The sequence below is a fragment of the Rhizobium sp. BK456 genome, from assembly GCF_014194045.1.
GTDB lineage: Bacteria > Pseudomonadota > Alphaproteobacteria > Rhizobiales > Rhizobiaceae > Rhizobium > Rhizobium redzepovicii.
On record NZ_JACIAO010000007.1, the window covers coordinates 296,989 to 314,839 of the forward strand.

Sequence of the window (17,851 nt, forward strand, 5' to 3'; positions counted from 1 at the left end):
AGAGCGACAACGGCGGCTCCGGCAAGGGCGGCTCTGAATCCAAGCCGGACTAAGCTTATCCGCACAGAAATGCAAAAGGTGAGGCCGCTCTTGCGGCCTCACCTTTTTGAGTCATCGCTTTGTGTATCGATCGGCAGCAAACACGGCGAGGAAACCAACGCCTGGATCGTCGCCTTCGGGCACGCCGCCGCTCCGCCCTCGCTCATTCCTGTCCTCCGGCTTGACCAGCGGGATGTCACAGCAATGAGGGTGGAGAAGTGGGCGCCCGTTAAAGTCCCGTTGGTGCGATAGGATAGGGTGCCGACGGATAGTGTGGCCGCTTACGCTGCACAAGCCTCGCACAAACCGCGGATCTCGATCGTCGTCTTCGCTGGTTTGAATTTCTGCCCCCGCACCCAGGCCATCAGTCGGTGGTCGACCTCGTGATCGTGGAACTCCGTCACCTGGCCGCAGCTTTCGCAGATCGCGAAGGCGACGATGCCGTGGCTGTGGCAGTCGTCACCCGGATGGGCGCAGGCGACGAAGGAATTGATGCTTTCGAGCCGGTGCACGACACCGTATTCGAGCAGCTTTTCCAGCGCCCGGTAGACCTGCAGCGGCGCGCGAAACCCGTGGTCCCGCAGCTTGTCGAGGATGGTATAGGCGCTGAGCGGCCCTTCGGCCTTTTCGAGCACGTCGAAGACCAGCGACTGGTTCTTGGTGAGTTGCGGTGTCGTCATGAACCTTGTCCTTGCATGCCTGCGCGATGCCGCCAGAGAGGAAGCAGGCTGAGAATGAAGAGGATCAGCGCCGCGACCACGATCGAGGGACCGGAGGGCGTGTCGTAGGTGAGCGAGCCGAACAGCCCGCCGACGACGGCAACCGCCCCGATGACCGAGGCGAGCACCGCCATCATCTCCGGCGTCGCCGAAAAGCGCCGCGCCGCAGCCGCCGGAATGATCAGCAGCGAGGTGATCAGCATGATGCCGACGATCTTCATGGCAATGGCGATGACGACGGCCATCAAAAGCATGAAGAACAGCCGCGCCCGCTCCGGCTTCAGACCCTCGGCCTCGGCAAGTTCGGCATTGACGGTCGCCGCCAACAGCGGCCGCCAGAGCCAGGCCATCGCCACGAGCACGAAGAGCCCTCCACCCCAGATCAGCGCGATGTCGGTCGTTGAAACCGCAAGGATATCGCCGAACAGGAAGGCGATGAGATCGATCCGCACCCAGCTCATGAAGGCGACCATGACGAGGCCGATTGCCAGGGTGGCATGCGAGAGGATGCCGAGCAGCGCATCGGCCGACAGCGCCTGGCGCTTCTGCAGGAAGAGCAGCACCACCGATACGAGGGCTGCGACGGCAAAGACGGCCAGCGTCAGATTGAGTTCGAAGAGCAGCGACAGCGCGACGCCGAGCAGCGCCGAATGGGCGATCGTATCGCCGAAATAAGCCATGCGCCGCCAGATGATGAAGCAGCCGAGCGGTCCAGTCGTCAGCGCTAGCCCAACGCCGGCGAGGATGGCGCGAACAAAGAAATCGTCAAGCATGGCGGCCCTCCCCACTGTGGGAATGGGCGTGCGAGTGCTCATGTCCATGATGACCATCATGATCATGAGCATGGTCGTGCCCGTGATCATGCGCGTGATGCCCGTCATCGGGGTGGCAATGGTCGGTCACCGAACCGTCGGCATGTTGCACGCGCCCATCCGGCAGATGCGTATGGTCGTGATGATGGCTGTAGACGGCAAGCGTCTGCGCCGCGCGGCTGCCGAACAGACGCACATATTCCGGGCTGCGGCTGACGGCTTCGGGCGTGCCGCGGCAGCAGACATGGCCGTTGAGGCAGATGACCGTGTCGGTCTCGGCCATGACGACGTGGAGATCGTGCGAGATCAGCAGGATGCCGCAGCCGCTGGCGTTGCGGATCGATTTGATCAGATCGTAGAGCGCGATCTCGCCGGAGAAATCGACACCCTGCACCGGCTCGTCGAGCACGAGCAGGTCGGGTTTGCGGGCAATGGCGCGCGCCATCAGCGCCCGCTGGAATTCGCCCCCGGAGAGATGCTGCACCTCGGCATCGAGCATATGGTCGATGCCGGCGGCTTCGAGTGCCGCGCGCATGTCACGTTCCGGCAGGGGTCCGGTCAGCGTCATCAGCCGGCGCACCGAGAGCGGCAGCGTCCAGTCGATCGCAAGCTTCTGCGGGACATAGCCGACCTTCAGGCCGGCCAGACGCTTCACCCTGCCCTCATTCGGCTTCAGCACACCGATCGCCGCCTTGGCGCTGGTCGACTTGCCCGAGCCGTTCGGCCCGATCAGCGTCACGATCTCGCCGCGCGAGACGGAAAATTCGACGCCGCGCACAAGCCAGCGGCCGTTGCGCAGAACGCCGACATTCTCAAGCGAAACCAGCGGTTCGCCCTTCGTATTTGCGGGAGAGAGCATCAAATTTTCCGACAGCGCTGTTGCATCCTGCTATTGCACACGTTATAGCATAACGCAATTGATGTAATAACATAACATCTGCAATTCAAGCGGAGCATTCGATGAAACGCACCCTGGGCCCAGCCCTGAAGATCCTGGCCTTCAAAATTCCGCTCGCCTTCGCCCTACCGGCGCTGGCGGTTCCCGCCTTGCTGTTTGCCGGCAGCATGCGGGCGGCCGATGCGCCCGTCGTCGTCACTTCGATCAAGCCGATCCATTCGCTGGTTGCAGCGATCATGCAGGGTGTGGGCGAACCGGAGCTGATCGTCGATGGCGCCGCCTCCCCGCATACTTACAGCTTGAAGCCGTCGAATGCGCGCGCGCTGCAGGAAGCCAAGGTGATCTTCTGGACCGGTCCCGGCCTCGAGGCTTTCCTGGAAAAGCCGCTGCAGGCGCTGGGCTCGAAGGCCAGCATCGCCGAGCTCGATCATGCCCCCAGCCTCGTCAAGCTGCCCTTCCGCGAAGGCGGCGCCTTCGAGCCGCATGAGGATGGCGATGAGCATCAGGGCGCTTCCGCCGAGGGTGAGGATCACGATCATGCCGCCGGCACCGGCCATGATGATGACCACGACCATGGCGCCTTCGACACGCATCTCTGGCTCGACCCGATGAATGCCAAAGCCATGGCCGCCGTGATCACCACAACTCTGGTCGCCGCCGATCCCGCCAATGCGCTGACCTACCAGGCCAATGCCAAGGCGCTGGACGACAAGCTGACGGCCCTGGACAAGGAAATCGCCGCCACGGTCGCTCCCGTCAAGGACAAGCCCTTCATCGTCTTCCACGACGCTTACCAGTATTTCGAGCATCGCTATGGCATCCGCGTCGCCGGCTCGATCACCGTCAGCCCGGAAACCATTCCCGGTGCAGAGCGCGTTTCAGAAATCCACCGCAAGGTCGGCGAACTGGGCGCCACCTGCGTCTTTGCCGAACCGCAATTCGAGCCGCGCCTCGTCAATGTCGTCATCGAAGGCACGAACGCCAGATCCGGCGTGCTCGACCCCGAAGCCGCAACGTTGAAGGCCGGCCCCGATCTCTACTTCACCCTCATGCGCGGCATCGCCGACAGCATGAAGGATTGCCTCTCCAGCGCATGATAATCATGCGGCGCTGCGGGGAGAGCTGAGGCGGAAAGAGGCGGATGACCCCGTTCCGCCTTTTTTCGGCCCCGCCGATGTAATGATATAACATTAAAATGCGAGGTTTCATGGACAACAGACTTCCGGTCACGGTGCTCTCCGGCTTTCTCGGCGCCGGCAAGACGACGCTGCTGAACTACGTGCTTGCCAATCGCGACGGCATGCGCGTCGCCGTCATCGTCAACGACATGAGCGAGGTGAATATCGACGCCGCCCTGGTGCGCGACGGCGGCGCCAATCTGTCTCGCACCGAGGAGCAGCTGGTCGAGATGACCAATGGCTGCATCTGCTGCACCCTGCGCGACGACCTCTTGAAAGAGGTGCGCGATCTGGCGACCCAAGGCCGCTTCGACTACCTGCTGATCGAATCCACCGGCATCGCCGAGCCCCTGCCCGTCGCCACCACCTTCGAATTCCGCGACGAGAACGGAGAAAGCCTTTCCGACGTCGCAAGGCTGGATACGATGGTGACCGTCGTCGATGCCGCCAACCTGCTCGCCGATTATGCCTCCGCCGATTTCCTCGCCGACCGCGGCGAAACGGCAGGCGATGGCGATACCAGAACCATCGTCGACCTGCTGGTCGAGCAGATCGAATTCGCCGATGTCGTGGTGCTGAACAGATCGGCACGGCAAGCGAGACGGAACGGGATGCCGCGCGGAAAATCATCACCGTCCTCAACCCGGATGCGCAGCTGATCGAGACGGATTTCGGCAAGGTGGTGCTGAAGCAAGTGCTCGGCACCGGCCGCTTCGATATCGACAGGGCCGAGACCCACCCGCTCTGGTACAAGGAGCTGCACGGCTTCAAGGACCATGTGCCGGAAACCGAGGAATACGGCATCCGCTCCTTCGTCTACCGCGAAAAGCGGCCCTTCCATCCGGCAAAATTGCAAGCCTTTCTCGATCTGACATGGCCGGGCGTGGTGCGCGCCAAGGGCTTTTTCTGGCTGGCGACGCGGCCGCATCATGTCGGCGAGATCAGCCAGGCGGGCGCCCTCGTGCGCACCGGCAAGATGGGTCTTTGGTGGGCGGCGGTGCCGCGCGAACAATGGCCTGACGAACCGGGCTTCATGAATGCCATCGGCCCCTATCTCGACCCCGTCTGGGGCGACCGCCGCCAGGAGATCGTCTTCATCGGCGCCGACCCGATGGATGAGGCTTGGATCAGGAGAGAACTTGACGCCTGCCTCATCGAGACCGCGGTCTTCGCGCCCGATCGCTGGCGCAACCTGCCCGACCCCTTCGCCAGCTGGAGCCGCCAGGCGGCATGAAGGCGACGGCAATCAAACCCTATCGCTGCGTCTGCACGGAGTGTGAACCGCTGCGGCCGATCGAGGGGCTGCATCCGTTGACGCATGAGGGGAGTGTGAAGGTTGATGCCGGAAGACCGAAGGGGTTGCTTGGTATTATTGCAACGAGGATGACGGCGGCACGGCGGCAGAATTAGGCGGGGCCGAGCCCCATCCACTCTCATCCCTGTGCTCGTCACAGGGATCCAGCGCGCCCAAGTCTGTGGGCGCGGATGACTCTTTTCCAAAATCACATTGAGTCAATCACCGCGCGGACACGCGGTGCTGGATTCCTGTGACGGGCACAGGAATGAGGGAGCGTGGGGAGAGCGACGACGCTGATCGGGACGGCGTTCTGCACCAGACGGTGCCTTCAGACAAGTCACCAGCGGAAATCTCCGCACCCCTCCCAGAATCGGAAAGGGCGGCCAAAGCCGCCCTCCCATACTTCCAATCAACGACCAGCAATAATGCTGGAGATCACACCGCTGGTGATGCCGATCAGCAAGTAGTCGTTGTCGGCCCGGACCCAGCGATAGCCGCGCGGGGGAGGCGCGAGCCGGTAACGGCGGTAGTCGTTGACGTCGTGAAACCAGCGGCGCTCGTTGGCGTTGACGCGGTATCCCTTCTTCCAGTGCGGCCGCACGACCGTTTTCTCGACGATCACCTTCTTCTGCACGACGACAGGCGGACGGCGATAGTCATCAGCGCTGGCCTGGGAGACAACCATCGGGGAGAGAAGGAAGGAAGCGGAAAGGAGAGCTGCAAAAATCTTTTTCATGTCGGGTTCCTTATGTTCGGCGCAGGAGGAAACTAGGCCCGAAAAGATGAACCGAAACTGAAATGAAAATTAAACTTTCGTAATGGAATCCGATGCCTGGGGCGCAAAGCTTATATTACAGATTAGACTTATACACCCTTATCAATAACAGGGGCTGCAAATGGCACGGGGCCCCCGGAAGATCCGATTCGATTTTCGGAAGGATTGGGCGCAGATTCCATTCATGGAGCGTCCTTTGCGCCTCCGATCCAGCGTTCGGCGCTTGTCGGATCATCGTGGGGGATCGCTCGATCCAACAAAGATGGAGGAAACCATGCCCGGCATCAGCATGCGCTATATCGTCGACGACGTCGACGCCGCCTTGGAATTCTACACGAAACATCTTGGCTTCTCGGTCGCTCTTCATCCCGCGCCCAGCTTTGCCATCCTGACAAGGGATGGTTTTCGTCTGCTCGTCAGCGGCACGACCGGTCCGGGCGGAGCGTCCCAGGCAATGTCCGACGGGCGAAAACCCGAACCCGGCGGATGGAATCGCATCCAGATTGAAGTCGCCGACTTGGAGGCGGAAGTTGCCACGCTGCGCCAGGCGGGCGCGCGTTTTCGCAATGAGATCGTGCAGGGCATAGGCGGTAAGCAGATCCTGCTTGAGGACCCGGCCGGAAACCCGATCGAACTCTTCGAAGCGCCGAAGAGATAAATGCGAGGCGCATCAATCATGTGTTCAACTGCGCATTCTTGCGCGCGACACCAAGAAACCGCACATATCATCTGACGACAGCCGGCATCGGCATCGCCGCTGGAAGAATGGCGACCCGTGCCTTGCTACCTCTGTCCGAGCGTGTAGTTTCGGACTCGGATCAATTCAGAGGTAGGGAAACCATGTCCGAATCCGCAGGCGGCGTCTTCGACTATGTCGGGATACTCGCCGTGCTTCTACTGGTGGCTGCTAACGGCTTCTTCGTCGCTGCGGAATTCGCGCTGGTTTCGGTCAGGCGCAGCCGTGTCACCGAACTTGCCGCGGCAGGCCGCATGAATGCCTCCGCCCTCCAGCGCGCTGTCGACAATCTCGACGCCAACCTTGCCGCCACCCAGCTTGGTATCACCATCTCGTCGCTGGCGCTGGGTTGGGTCGGCGAGCCGGCGCTTGCCCATCTGATCGAGCCTCTGGTGTCCTGGCTGCCTGGGCAATGGGCGGCAACAGGCGCGCATACGGTCGCCATCGTCATTGCCTTCGTCATCATCACGGCACTGCACATCGTGCTGGGCGAGTTGGCGCCGAAAAGCTTGGCGCTTCAGCGCAGCGAGGCCACTTCGCTTGCCGTCGTGCGTCCGCTGGGACTCTTCCTGGTGCTGTTCAAGCCGGCGATCTTCGTTCTGAACGGCATGGGCAATCTTGTGCTGCGGGGCGTCGGCCTTCGCGCCGGAACCGGGGAATCATCGTTCCATTCGCCGCAGGAACTCAAGCTGCTGGTCGCCGAAAGCCAGGAGGCCGGCCTTCTCAACCAGGTGCAGCAGCAGCTCGTCGAGCGGGTGTTCAACATCGGCGACAGACCGATCTCCGACATCATGACCCCGCGTCTCGATATCGAATGGTTCGACGCCGACGACAGCGAGGCCGAGATCCTGAAGACCATCCGCGAATGCAGCCACGAACAATTGCTGGTCGCCCGGGGCTCGATCGACGAACCGATCGGCATGGTGCTGAAGAAAGACCTTCTCGACCAGGTTCTCGACGGCGGCAAGGTCCGGCCGATGGAGGTGATCAAGCAGCCGCTGGTGCTGCACGAGGGCACCTCGGTCGTGCGCGTGCTCGACAGTTTCAAGGCCTCGCCTGTCCGGCTCGCCATCGTCATCGATGAATATGGCAGCCTTGAGGGTATCGTCACCCAGACCGACCTGCTCGAAGCGATCGCCGGCGACCTGCCGGGATCCAACGAGGAGCCCGACATTATCGTGCGGGAAGACGGATCGCTCTTGATCGATGCGATGATGCCCGCCTTCGACGCCTTCGAACGGCTGGGCCTGCGCGATCGTCCGGATGCCGATTTCCATACGCTTGCAGGCTTCGCGCTGCACCAGCTCCAGCACATCCCCGAAGCCGGCGAAACCTTCGTTTTCGATAGCTGGCGCTTCGAAGTGCTCGATATGGACGGCATGCGCATTGACAAGATGCTGGCGACTCGCATCCCCGCGGACGGGGCGGAAGGCTAATGCATGTCGCCCGGAAGTGTGCAACGGTTCCGGACGACATGCATGATATATAAAGAGCTCTAACCTGTCGCCAGCGTCCAGAGCATTCCCGCTATCGCACAGGCAAGCAACGTCGCGATCACAGACGTCTTGAACCGGAAGATCGCGATGGCGGCGGCGGCAGACAGCGCCATTGTCGCCGGCACGGCCGATTGCAGCACGGGGATATCGAGCCGCAAGCCGCCAAGGTGGACGGTCGCGACCTCGGCAAACAGCGTATGCAGGCCAAACCAGAGGACGAGGTTGAGAATGACCCCGACCACCGCCGCCGTGATCGCCGACATCGCGCCGGCGAGCGCCACATTGCCGCGCAGTTTTTCGATGAAGGGCGCACCGAGAAAGATCCAGAGGAAACAGGGTACGAACGTCACCCAAGTCGTCAGGATTGCCGCTAGCGTGCCGGCCAGCATCGGATCGAGCGAACCGGAATTGCGATAGGCGCCCATGAAGCCGACGAACTGAAGCACCATGATCAGCGGCCCCGGCGTCGTCTCGGCCATCCCGAGACCATCGAGCATCTCGCCGGGTTTCAGCCAGCCGAAACGCTGCACGGCCTCCTGCGCGACATAAGCGAGCGCGGCATAGGCACCGCCGAAGGTGACGACCGCCATCTTGCTGAAGAACAGGCCGATCTCGGTGAAAACGTCGTGTGCCCCGAAAGCCGCATAGAGGGCGGCGATCGGCGCGAGCCAGAGAGCGAGCAGCGCTGCCGACATACTGAGCGACCAACCGAGATTGGGGCGTGCATGCGGCGGTATGCCCTCGCCGAGCGCCGACTCCGCATCCGACACCATTGGCCCGCTTCCGGCCTTGTGGCCGCCGCCCGGTTTGAAGGCGGCAATGCCGAAGCGGCCGCCGAGAAAGCCCGCGATGGCGGCGGCAAGCACGATCAGCGGGAACGGCACATGGAAGAAGAAGATGGCAACGAAGGCCACAGCCGCGATCGCAAGCATGACGTTGTTTCTAAGAGCGCGGCTGCCGATGCGGATGACGGCCTGCACGACGACGGCAAGCACCGCCGCCTTCAGCCCGAAAAACAGGCCGGCGACGATGCCCACGCTGCCATAAGCGGCGTAGATATAGCTGAGACAGAGGATCGACAGGAATCCCGGCAGCACGAACAACAAACCAGCGACCAGACCACCCAGCGTGCGGTGCATCAGCCAGCCGATATAGACGGCGAGCTGTTGCGCCTCGGGGCCGGGAAGCAGCATGCAATAATTCAGCGCATGCAGGAACCGGTGCTCGCCGATCCATCGCTTCTCGTCGACGATGATCCGGTGCATGACGGCGATCTGGCCGGCCGGGCCGCCGAAACTCAAGGCGGCGACGCGCAGCCATACCTTGAAGGCCTCACCGAAGGAGACGCCGTGGTGATGCTCCTCGTCCGCATGTCTCGCCATCGTCTTGTCCGCGCGGCCGTTGTCCGTCAACTCGGCCATTTCATGCCCTCTTCTTTGGCGTAGGCCAGTTGTGGGTTTCCTCGGTCGCGTCCCGGCACCAGCGGAAGAAGGCATCGTAGAGAAGCATTCCGGCTTCGAGCTGCTCCAGATCGTCGGAAAACATCCTGGAGAGACCGAGCGATGCTGCAAGCAGGCCGGGCGCCTCGGGCGCGAGATCGAGCCTTGCGGTATCCGCCGCCCTGACAATCTGCGCCAGACGAAGAAGCGGTTCGGATGCCAGGCCGAATTCCTCGACCATCACGTCGAAGGTGCAGAGCTCACCGCGATGGCTCCAGAACACGTCTTCGATATCGAAGGAAACCGCCCCGAAGCGTTCGCCAACGGCTATAACCTCGGGCGCCGGCACGAACAGGAAGACGGCGTTCGGATCGACGAAGCGGCGGATCAGCCAGGGACAGGCGATGCGGTCGATCTTCGGCCGTGCCCGTGTCACCCAGGCGGTGCGCCCCTCCGCGTCGCGGCGCGGAAGCTTTTCCGATGGCACGGCCGCCCCGCCGGCAATCCAGGCTTCGAAGCCGCCCTCGAGGCTCTCGGCGTCGATCCCGGCATGGCGCAGATAGGCGGCCACACCGTGGCTGAGCTTGCTGCCCTTTTGACAGACCACCACGACGGTGGTGGCATTCATGCTGTCCGCCCAAGACGCAACCTCGGCATGATCGCGCCGGATCGAGCCCGGAATTAGGCGCGGATCGAGCGCGAAGTCCTCCTCGGTGCGAACGTCGACGATGCAAGGCGCGCCGGGGGTTCCGATGAGGCGGCTGAGTTTGTCGGGAGAAATTTCGAGAAATGACGGCATGACGCGTCCTCCGTTGATCGGTGTTACTGGACGCGATTCTTCAGCATGACGCCTCGTGGGATGATCGCAACCCCATGGCAAAACCATGCGCAAACAGACCCCGCCGTGTCAAGCGGGCGCTTGCATAGAACAGCGGAACGCAGCCGATTCGGGTCAGCTGCCGCCCGGAATGCCTTGATATCAACTGCTTCGCGGTCCCGGTACGGAACAAAATCCTCACTTCGGCATTATTGTTTCACCGAAAGAGGAGAAAGTACCATGACGTACGACCCCAATAATGCCAACGACCCGAACCGCCCGCTGAACCCAAATCTGGATCTGCGCACCACGCCGAGCGCGCGCAGCAATAATACGTGGGTTGTCTGGGTCGCTGCATTGGCCGTGATCGCTGTCGCTGCATTCGCCTATTCGCAGTGGAGCACCCCGGGCACATCCCCGGATACGACAGCCTCCACGACCCAATCCGAGCCGGCACCGGCGGCACCCAAGCCGATCGCTCCGACCGACAACAGCGCGACGCCCGCACCGGCACCTGCACCGGCCACTCCGCCGGCTGCGCCTGCCCAGCAGTAACCGCTGCTCGGCTAAAGGAAGCCGACCCAGTGCCGGCTTCCTTTTCTGTCGTGTGCTCTTGAATACCGGCAGAGAGAGCTTATTTTAGAGATATTGAATTTGTCTCTGATGGCTGACCACGGAGGTACTGGCAGCCGTTATCGAGACAGATCGAGGAAGGGTCGGTGCGATTTTCGCCCGGCCTTTTTTCTTCGGTCTCAGACAGCTCTCGCAGCGGGATATTATTTGGGGATCCTGTTGTAGAAGGATTGGGGGTCGTACACGCACTGGTAGTCAAGAAGGCAAATCTTGCCGTTGGCATCCCTGACCCTTGCCGTGTCGTACTTGTCGCCGAGATTGCACCTGGCCGGAGGATAGCGAAAGCTACGGCCGCCAAAACCCATGCGCACGAAAACCGCTTTGTCTTTACGGATGATCTGCGCAAGCTCGTCGCAAGTATGATCCCTGGCATTGACCTCCACCGCATCGATGGCAAGGGCTGCGGACGGAAACAGCAGCACAAACGCCAGAACAATGCTTTTCATGAAAACTCCTGATTGTGGGAGAACGTCTTTGGCCGAACCCGCCCAAGACCATTTGCTCTACGGAAAATTATAGGGCGATGCGGGATCGAAGACGCAGGCATAGTCGAGAATGCACTGCTTTCCTTGACCATCGCGGAAACTCGTGCTGGTGCGCTTGTCGCCCATGCTGCATTGCGCCGGCGGATAGCGGAAGCTACGGCCGCCGAAGCCGACACGGACGAAGACCTTCTTGTTCTGGCGGATGATCTGCGCAATCTCACTGCAGCTATACGCGCTCGCCTTGATCTCCATCGCCCCCGCGGCGAAGGCCGGCAACGGCAGAGACAAGGCAACGACCAGAACGACGCTTCTCATGGAACCCTCCCGCTTATCAGAGAGCAAATAGGGCGCGGGGATCGACGCTGCCAGACATGCTGACGACACGAACCATGCCGCCCGGCCCGGAACAGTCTCCGGCAGGCCGGAAGATCCGGCCTGAGCTAAAATAATTCAATCTTATCAAGAGATTTGGTGGGTGATGTAGGGCTCGAACCTACGACCCGCTGATTAAGAGTCAGCTGCTCTACCAACTGAGCTAATCACCCGTTCGCGCTTGGCTGCGCGGTGTGACGGGGCGTATAAACAGGATCGGCAGGCTTGTCCAGCGCATCGGCGAAAATTCTTTGGTTAATCGCGAAGATTTTTCGGCATAGGTGAAATGCGGGGCATAATCCCGGAAACTGCGATCGATTTTCGGACAGGATTAGACGCAGATTCAAAGCGATAAGGCAGCGCGCGCGCCTTCGGACGCGCGGCACGCCATAAAATTAAAGGTCGAGCGTGCCGCTCGCCAGCCGCACTGCCTGCCCGCCGATCCGCGCGTTGGAGATCGCGCCGCCGTCGACATCGATATGCAAATGGATGAAGGATGGCCGGCCCATCTCGACGCCTTGCTCAATCATGATCGGGTGATGCCCGTCCGTCAGCCGGTCGAAATGGTGGATCGCGCCGGAGAGTGCCGCCGCCGCCGAACCGGTGGCCGGGTCTTCGACGATGCCCATGCCGCTTGCGAACATGCGCGCATGGAACTTTGCCACGTGGTTGACCCCGCCGCGGCAATAGACATAGGCCGAGGCAAGCGCACCCTCGACGAAGGGCACGATCTTTTCCCAGAGCTGCGGATCGAATTCGACCCGCTGCGCGGCTCCGACATCGTGCACCGGAATGAGCAGGAAAGGAACGCCGGCGCTCCAGACCGAGGGCACATGATTTTCAAAGCCGATTTCGGTCACCTTCAGCGACAGCGCATCAGCCATGCCGAGCTTGTCGAGCGGCATGACGGCCGGTTGCGATTTCCGCGGCAGGTCGAATTCGGCAAAGCTCGCCTCGCCCTCCCTCAGCCGCACCGCGCAGCGCACTGGCCCGACGTTTTCCTCAAGCACCGTCACGAGATCGAGCGTCGCCGCGCCATGCGCCCGTTCGGCCAGCGCCACCGCCGTGCCGACTGTGGGATGACCGGCAAACGGCAGCTCACGCCCCGGCGTGAAGATCCTGAGCTTCGCCGCATAGGCGGGATTGCTCGAAGGCTGCACGAACACTGTCTCGGAGAGATTGATCTCCCGGGTGATCGCCTGCATCGCCTCGTCGCTGAGATCGTCTCCGTCGAAGATCACCGCCAGCGGGTTGCCCGCCAGCTTTCGATCGGTGAACACGTCATAGACGCTGTAGCTTCGCGCCACATCGGCCTCCTTGAATCGGTCATCGCGCCGCCAACCTGCCCGACCAAACGGCCGAGTGCAAGGCGCTAAGTCAGATGGATGCAAGGAGCCAAGCCGGAGCGTGTGCTTCGAGGCTTCGGCCTTTGGCCTCTTATGCGCTCGCCTTGCCGAAATACCAGCTAATCACCGGCAGCATGGAGATGTTATAAGGATAGGCCTTGGGATCGGCCGAGCGGATCGCCACTGCACCGGCGATCTCCTTGTCCTCGGCGACCAGCATGTGAGCCTCGATCCGCTTCACCATCTCATCCGCCGTCATGTCGAAGCGGAAGAGCCGCATAAGCGTGACCGTGCGTCTGGAATAGCTGGCGTAGAGTCCCTGCCCTGCCACGGAATCGGAAAGGTCGAGGCCGGTCTCCTCATGGACCTCGCGGCGCATATTGGCCTCGATGTCGCAGCGCCCGTCGACGATATCCTCCTGTTCCAGCGAACCGGCGGCGAAATAGACCTGGCCGGGATTGGCGGTATGCGCGCCCATGCGGATCGCCACCAGCGCGCCGTCTGAGCTTTCCAGCACCGGATAAGCAAAGATATGCAGGCCGCCCTGGCGCTGCGGCTGCCGGCGCCACCACATGAAAGCGGAAAAGGGAGTGACGTAGCCCTCGCCCGCAATCCCGTCTTCACTGAACGACAGCCGCTGCTGGAACACCAGGCGTCCGTCGAACAGCGCCGGGTTGGCGGCGGTTTCCTTGGCCCAGTTCTCGCGGATCGCTGCTTCCTCGGCAAGCACGAAGGGATGGCTGCCGGGCAGGACGCGCAGATCGACGCCGGCGATCGGGAAGACCGTAGCCTCCGGCGGCCAGCCGGCGAAATCATCGGAAAAATCGCTGTTTGCAAAATTCATGTTCAAATTGGTTTTCATGTTCGCTTTCAGGGGAGATCCAGTGTCATGACGACGGGGCAGTGATCGGACGCCTTCGGCCGGTCCCAGCCTGTGCGCGGATAACGCTCCACCTCCTGCCCCGGCGGGAAGATGGTGCGATAGGGCTGACCGCTGCGGATGATGTCAGGCAGGCGGCCGGCATTATGGGCGGCAAGTGCTGGCGAAAGCCAGAGATAGTCGAGCTGGCAGAGCCACTGCTCCTGCGGCCCGCGGGAGTGATAGAGCGTCCAGCGGTCGAGGGCGGCACGGCGGCGCACGACGTTTTCGGCAAAGCCGTCATGGCTGAAAACGTCAAGGGCGCTTTCGGCCTCGTCCTGATGCTCGAAACGATAGCCGGCCCCGCGGCGGCCGATGACATCGACGCGCTCCTGGTAATCGTTCATGTCGCCGCAGATGGCGAAACTCTTCTTGGCCGTGTGCCCGGCGCCGAAACTATCCTCGATGATGCGACGCACGGCGCGCGCCTCGGCGCGACGGATCGGCATCGTCGATTTCCGCCCGTCGAGCTCGTCGCGCGGATTGCCCATCGATTTGAAATGCACGACATAGAGCGAGAATGGCCGACCGCCGATCAGGAGATCGAGCTCCAGGCAGTCGCGTTTGAAGATCTTGTCATCGATGCGGTTGGTGAGCGCCAGCTCCTCGTCGAAGAGATCGAGATCGCGATAGGTCGTCATCGCATGACTGCGGACTTCCTTAAGTTCGATCTTCTGGCCGTCGCGCGTTTCCTCGCGCATCAGCACGGCGACATCGATGCCGCGGCTGTCATTGCCCTCGACCAGATACTTCTGCCGGTAACCGTTTCCGACCATGCGGAAGAGATAGCCGTATTCGAAGGCCTGGAGAGCGGCCATATTGTCGATTTCCTGCAGGCAGAGGATATCGGCATCCGCATCGGCGATCGCCAGCGCCGTCATCTGTCTCGTGTCGTCGGTCGCGGCGATCACCCGCGCCTGCTCCAGTTGCTGATAGACGCCCTCGCTCGACACTTGGAAAAGCTTGATGACGCGATCCTGGCGCAACTGGTTGCGAAAACCGGTGAAATCGAAACGGGTCAGGAGATTTTCGACATTGAAGGTGGCTAGGCGAAGCGACATGGCAAAGGTCCGGTTGCGGGCAGTACCTTATCCGGCAATCGCACGGGGAAAAGATGGCGGGGCCAAGAAATATGCGGACAACCGCCCCTTTTTGAAGCCCCGGATGCAATTGCCTGCCTCCATCAAAGCCGCCAGCCGGCGCGGATGACGACGCGCACCCTTTCACCGGGCACGACAGCCACACGGCTAAAGCCGCGCAACGTCTGGCTGTTGCCGAGCGTGAGCTTGACGGCATAACGCTCGCCCTCGAAAAGCACGGCTTCGACGGTTGCGGGAGCCCCCTCGCCGCCGATCGTCACATCTTCCGGCCGCACCAGAATATCGGCGCCGTCGGTGTTGGCCGCGTGGAGCGCATCCTGCAGGTCGTCCCACTCCAGATGGCGTTCGCTGCCCATCACCGGCAGCGTCAGGATTGCCCCTCGCCCGATCAGCCCCCCGACGACACGTCCCTCCGGCCGGGCATAGATCTCGGCCGGCGGCGCCACCTGCAGCAAGCGCCCTTCCGACATGACGGCAACGTCGGTTGCAAGCACCATCGCCTCGCTCTGATCATGGGTGACGTAGATCATCGTGGCACCCGAGCGCTGGTGGAACTCGCGGAAGGTTTCCTCCATCTCCTGTTTCAGGTGCCGGTCGAGATTGGCGAGCGGCTCATCCAGCAGCACGACGTCGGGCGAGGTCACCAGGCAGCGGGCGAGCGCCACGCGCTGGCGCTGGCCGCCTGAAAGGTCGGCAGGACGCCGCCCGGCATAATCAGCAAGCCGGACGGAAGACAGCGCCTCGCCGACCTTCGCGCGGTAAGCCTCGCCGGAAATGCCGCGCACCTTCAAGGGGTATCCGACATTGTCGGCAACACTCATATGCGGCCAGAGCGCATAGGACTGAAACACCATCGCCATGTTGCGCTTCTCAGGCGGCAGCGCCTGGGCAGCATCGGCAATGACCCGCTCACCGAGATGGATCGAGCCGTCGGAGGGCGTCTCGAAACCGGCGATCATCCTGAGCACCGTCGTCTTGCCGCAGCCGGAAGGCCCGAGCAGCGCCAGGAAGCCGCCCTCCCGCACATCGAGCGAGAAATCGCTGACGGCCGGCCGCCCGGTGCCGAAATCCTTGGCCAGCCGGTTGAGGATCAGCTTCGCCATGGGACTACCCCTTTCGGCAGGCGTTTTGCCAGGAATTCGAGCAGCAGCATCATGACGACCACCATGAGGACGACGAGCACCGAGAGCGCCGAGGCGAGGTCGGAACTGCCGCTGTCGTCGAGATTGTAGATAGCGACGCCGAGCGTCTGGGTGCCGGCCGACCAGAGAAGCGCGGAGATCGTCAGCTCGTTGCAGGCAATCAGGAAGACGAGGATGACGGAAGCGCCGGCGGCCGGCGCGATCAGCGGCACGATGATATCGAAAAGCCGGCGGAAGAAGCCGGCGCCGGAAAGCCGTGCCGCTTCCTCCAGCGCTGGGTCAAGCTGGTGGAAAGCGCTGACGACAGGTTTCAGGCTGACGGCGAAGAAGGAGGAGAGGTAAGCGATCAGGATGATCCAGATCGTGCCGTAGAGCGAAATGTGCAGGAACGGGATGGGTGCCGCGAACACCAGGATGAAGGAGACCGCCATGACGATGCCGGGCAGCGAATAGGGTATCTCGATCAGGCTGGACACGATGCGGGAAGCAGCATCTCTTCGCCGCGTCAGCGCATAGGCCGCAAGCACGGTCACCGTGAGGAGACAAATGGCGGTAGCGGCGGCGAGCGACAGCGAATTGACAAAGGCGGTGCGCGTCACCGCCTGCCGGAACAGGATTTCCTCGAAGGCATGCAGCGACATGGTCTTGAAGGTGAGCGGCACGCCGTAGGCCGGCACCAGCGCGCCGGCGACGAGCGCGGAGAAGGGTGCTGCCAGCATGAAGAACAGGATCGCCCAGAGAAGCGGCGTGAAGGCGAACCGCCAGGCGCCGAGCTCGAAGGCGGCACTCGCCCCCGACAGGCCGATGATGCGATAATCGCGGCCGCGCAGCGCCCGATCCTGGATCATCAGCCCAGCGACCGAGATCATCGCGATGATCCCCGAGAGCACGGCGACATCGCCGAAGGTGCGGCTGGTGAAAGCGGAAAACTTGGTGAAGATGAGTGTGGGCAGCGTGAAGATCGAGGCCGGAATGCCGAGAATGGCGGGAATGCCGAAATTGCCGGTGCAGGAGACGAAGGAGATCGCCGCCCCGGCGATGATGCCGGGCAGCGACAGCGGCAGGATGATGTCGCGGAACACCCGCAGGCTGGAGGCGCCGGAAAGCCGTGCCGCCTCGACCCCGTCGCGCGGCAGCGTCATCAACCCGGCCCGGAGCGCGAGATAGACCAGCGGCGCATGCTGCACGCCATATAGCAGCGCGATGCCGCCGACCGAATAGAGCGGCTGCGGCGAGCCAAGCGGCGGGGCGATGGAGAGCGCCTTCAACAGCGGGCTTGATGGCCCCGACATCTGCACCCAGGCCAGCGCCGTCACCTGCGGCGGGATCATCATCGGCAGCACGAAGAAGAAGCTGAGCAGCCCCTTGCCAGTGATATCGGTCAGCGTCAGCAGGAAAGCGAAGAGACAGCCGATGACGAGCGAGATGATCGTGCCGAAAAGCGCCGTGACGATGGTGTAATAGGTCGCCGACCAAACCGACGGGTCGCCGAGCACAGTCAGAACGCCGCCGTTGGCGAAGGCCGCGATCCCGACCATCGCAAGGCGGGCGAGCGGCAGCACGCTGAGGATCAGGACGGTGATGACGACAAAGGGAAACAGCCAGGCGGGCTGGCTGTTTCCGGTTCTGACATAGCCGTGCATGGAAG

At 62.4% G+C, this 17,851-nt stretch carries 18 protein-coding genes, 1 tRNA gene and 1 pseudogene; 6 read left to right on the forward strand and 14 right to left on the reverse strand.

Translation table 11 applies throughout. From position 1 onward, the window contains the following. Positions 1-320 precede the first annotated feature (320 nt). The 3 genes from FHX03_RS21190 to FHX03_RS21200 are packed head-to-tail and all read right to left on the reverse strand — an operon-like array spanning position 321 to position 2,429. Complete coding sequence (locus FHX03_RS21190) at positions 321-719, reverse strand: Fur family transcriptional regulator (protein ID WP_003593569.1); 399 nt, start codon at positions 717-719, stop codon at positions 321-323. Next, positions 716-1,531, reverse strand: a complete 816-nt coding sequence (gene znuB / locus FHX03_RS21195) for a zinc ABC transporter permease subunit ZnuB (RefSeq protein WP_183855309.1) — start codon at positions 1,529-1,531, stop codon at positions 716-718. Before znuB ends, FHX03_RS21190 begins: the two co-directional genes overlap by 4 nt. Further along, positions 1,524-2,429: a metal ABC transporter ATP-binding protein gene (locus FHX03_RS21200; RefSeq protein ID WP_097629380.1), complete on the reverse strand. Its 906-nt coding sequence runs from the start codon at positions 2,427-2,429 to the stop codon at positions 1,524-1,526. The genes znuB and FHX03_RS21200 overlap by 8 nt, the downstream gene beginning before the upstream one ends. A 101-nt stretch (positions 2,430-2,530) precedes the next feature. Here FHX03_RS21200 and FHX03_RS21205 point away from each other — a divergent pair, with 101 nt between their 5' ends. From FHX03_RS21205 to FHX03_RS34560, 3 genes and pseudogenes are all read left to right on the forward strand, one after another. After that, on the forward strand, positions 2,531-3,565 hold the full coding sequence (locus FHX03_RS21205) for a zinc ABC transporter substrate-binding protein (RefSeq protein WP_183855311.1): 1,035 nt from the start codon (positions 2,531-2,533) through the stop codon (positions 3,563-3,565). Positions 3,566-3,675: 110 nt separating this feature from the next. Then, positions 3,676-4,880, forward strand: a pseudogene (locus FHX03_RS21210) (GTP-binding protein). Further along, a complete protein-coding gene (locus FHX03_RS34560) occupies positions 4,877-5,056 on the forward strand; it encodes a hypothetical protein (RefSeq protein ID WP_246699275.1) in 180 nt (59 codons plus the stop codon). The pseudogene FHX03_RS21210 and the gene FHX03_RS34560 overlap by 4 nt, the downstream one beginning before the upstream one ends. 296 nt (positions 5,057-5,352) lie before the next feature. Here FHX03_RS34560 and FHX03_RS21215 read toward each other — a convergent pair whose 3' ends face one another. After that, positions 5,353-5,679 (reverse strand): RcnB family protein, encoded by a 327-nt coding sequence (locus FHX03_RS21215; RefSeq protein WP_183779589.1) that lies wholly within the window; start codon positions 5,677-5,679, stop codon positions 5,353-5,355. A gap of 313 nt (positions 5,680-5,992) precedes the next feature. Here FHX03_RS21215 and FHX03_RS21220 point away from each other — a divergent pair, with 313 nt between their 5' ends. Both FHX03_RS21220 and FHX03_RS21225 read left to right on the forward strand, forming a co-directional pair. Next, entirely contained in the window at positions 5,993-6,376 is a 384-nt protein-coding gene (locus FHX03_RS21220; RefSeq protein ID WP_097629375.1) for a VOC family protein, read from the forward strand. A gap of 182 nt (positions 6,377-6,558) precedes the next feature. Further along, complete coding sequence (locus tag FHX03_RS21225) at positions 6,559-7,890, forward strand: hemolysin family protein (RefSeq protein ID WP_097629374.1); 1,332 nt, start codon at positions 6,559-6,561, stop codon at positions 7,888-7,890. A 59-nt stretch (positions 7,891-7,949) separates the two neighbouring features. On the opposite strand, the gene chrA is transcribed toward FHX03_RS21225, so the two are convergent. Continuing rightward, complete coding sequence (gene chrA / locus FHX03_RS21230) at positions 7,950-9,371, reverse strand: chromate efflux transporter (RefSeq protein ID WP_183855313.1); 1,422 nt, start codon at positions 9,369-9,371, stop codon at positions 7,950-7,952. A gap of 1 nt (position 9,372) precedes the next feature. After that, on the reverse strand, positions 9,373-10,188 hold the full coding sequence (locus FHX03_RS21235) for a chromate resistance protein ChrB domain-containing protein (RefSeq protein WP_183855315.1): 816 nt from the start codon (positions 10,186-10,188) through the stop codon (positions 9,373-9,375). Positions 10,189-10,446: 258 nt separating this feature from the next. Between FHX03_RS21235 and FHX03_RS21240 the strand changes: the two genes are divergently transcribed. Then, positions 10,447-10,761 carry a hypothetical protein gene (locus FHX03_RS21240; protein ID WP_012558192.1) on the forward strand — a complete coding sequence of 105 codons (315 nt, stop codon included), beginning with the start codon at positions 10,447-10,449 and terminating at the stop codon, positions 10,759-10,761. Between the two features lie 221 nt (positions 10,762-10,982). Here the strand turns inward: FHX03_RS21240 and FHX03_RS21245 are convergent, their stop codons facing one another. From FHX03_RS21245 to FHX03_RS21280, 8 genes are all read right to left on the reverse strand, one after another. Then, complete coding sequence (locus FHX03_RS21245; protein WP_097629371.1) at positions 10,983-11,285, reverse strand: hypothetical protein; 303 nt, start codon at positions 11,283-11,285, stop codon at positions 10,983-10,985. A gap of 57 nt (positions 11,286-11,342) precedes the next feature. Next, positions 11,343-11,639 (reverse strand): hypothetical protein, encoded by a 297-nt coding sequence (locus tag FHX03_RS21250; RefSeq protein WP_097629370.1) that lies wholly within the window; start codon positions 11,637-11,639, stop codon positions 11,343-11,345. Between the two features lie 154 nt (positions 11,640-11,793). Then, positions 11,794-11,869 (reverse strand) — tRNA-Lys (locus FHX03_RS21255). Positions 11,870-12,091: 222 nt separating this feature from the next. Continuing rightward, positions 12,092-13,003: a PhzF family phenazine biosynthesis protein gene (locus tag FHX03_RS21260; RefSeq protein ID WP_097629366.1), complete on the reverse strand. Its 912-nt coding sequence runs from the start codon at positions 13,001-13,003 to the stop codon at positions 12,092-12,094. A 130-nt stretch (positions 13,004-13,133) separates the two neighbouring features. Beyond that, entirely contained in the window at positions 13,134-13,904 is a 771-nt protein-coding gene (locus FHX03_RS21265; protein WP_097629365.1) for a DNA mismatch repair protein MutT, read from the reverse strand. Positions 13,905-13,912: 8 nt separating this feature from the next. Next, the gene (locus FHX03_RS21270) at positions 13,913-15,022 is read right to left on the reverse strand and encodes an endonuclease/exonuclease/phosphatase family protein (protein ID WP_097629364.1); all 1,110 of its coding nucleotides are present in this window, start codon (positions 15,020-15,022) and stop codon (positions 13,913-13,915) included. Positions 15,023-15,144: 122 nt separating this feature from the next. Then, complete coding sequence (locus FHX03_RS21275) at positions 15,145-16,164, reverse strand: ABC transporter ATP-binding protein (protein ID WP_183779597.1); 1,020 nt, start codon at positions 16,162-16,164, stop codon at positions 15,145-15,147. Next, positions 16,152-17,846, reverse strand: a complete 1,695-nt coding sequence (locus FHX03_RS21280; protein WP_183855317.1) for an ABC transporter permease — start codon at positions 17,844-17,846, stop codon at positions 16,152-16,154. The genes FHX03_RS21275 and FHX03_RS21280 overlap by 13 nt, the downstream gene beginning before the upstream one ends. Positions 17,847-17,851 lie beyond the last annotated feature (5 nt).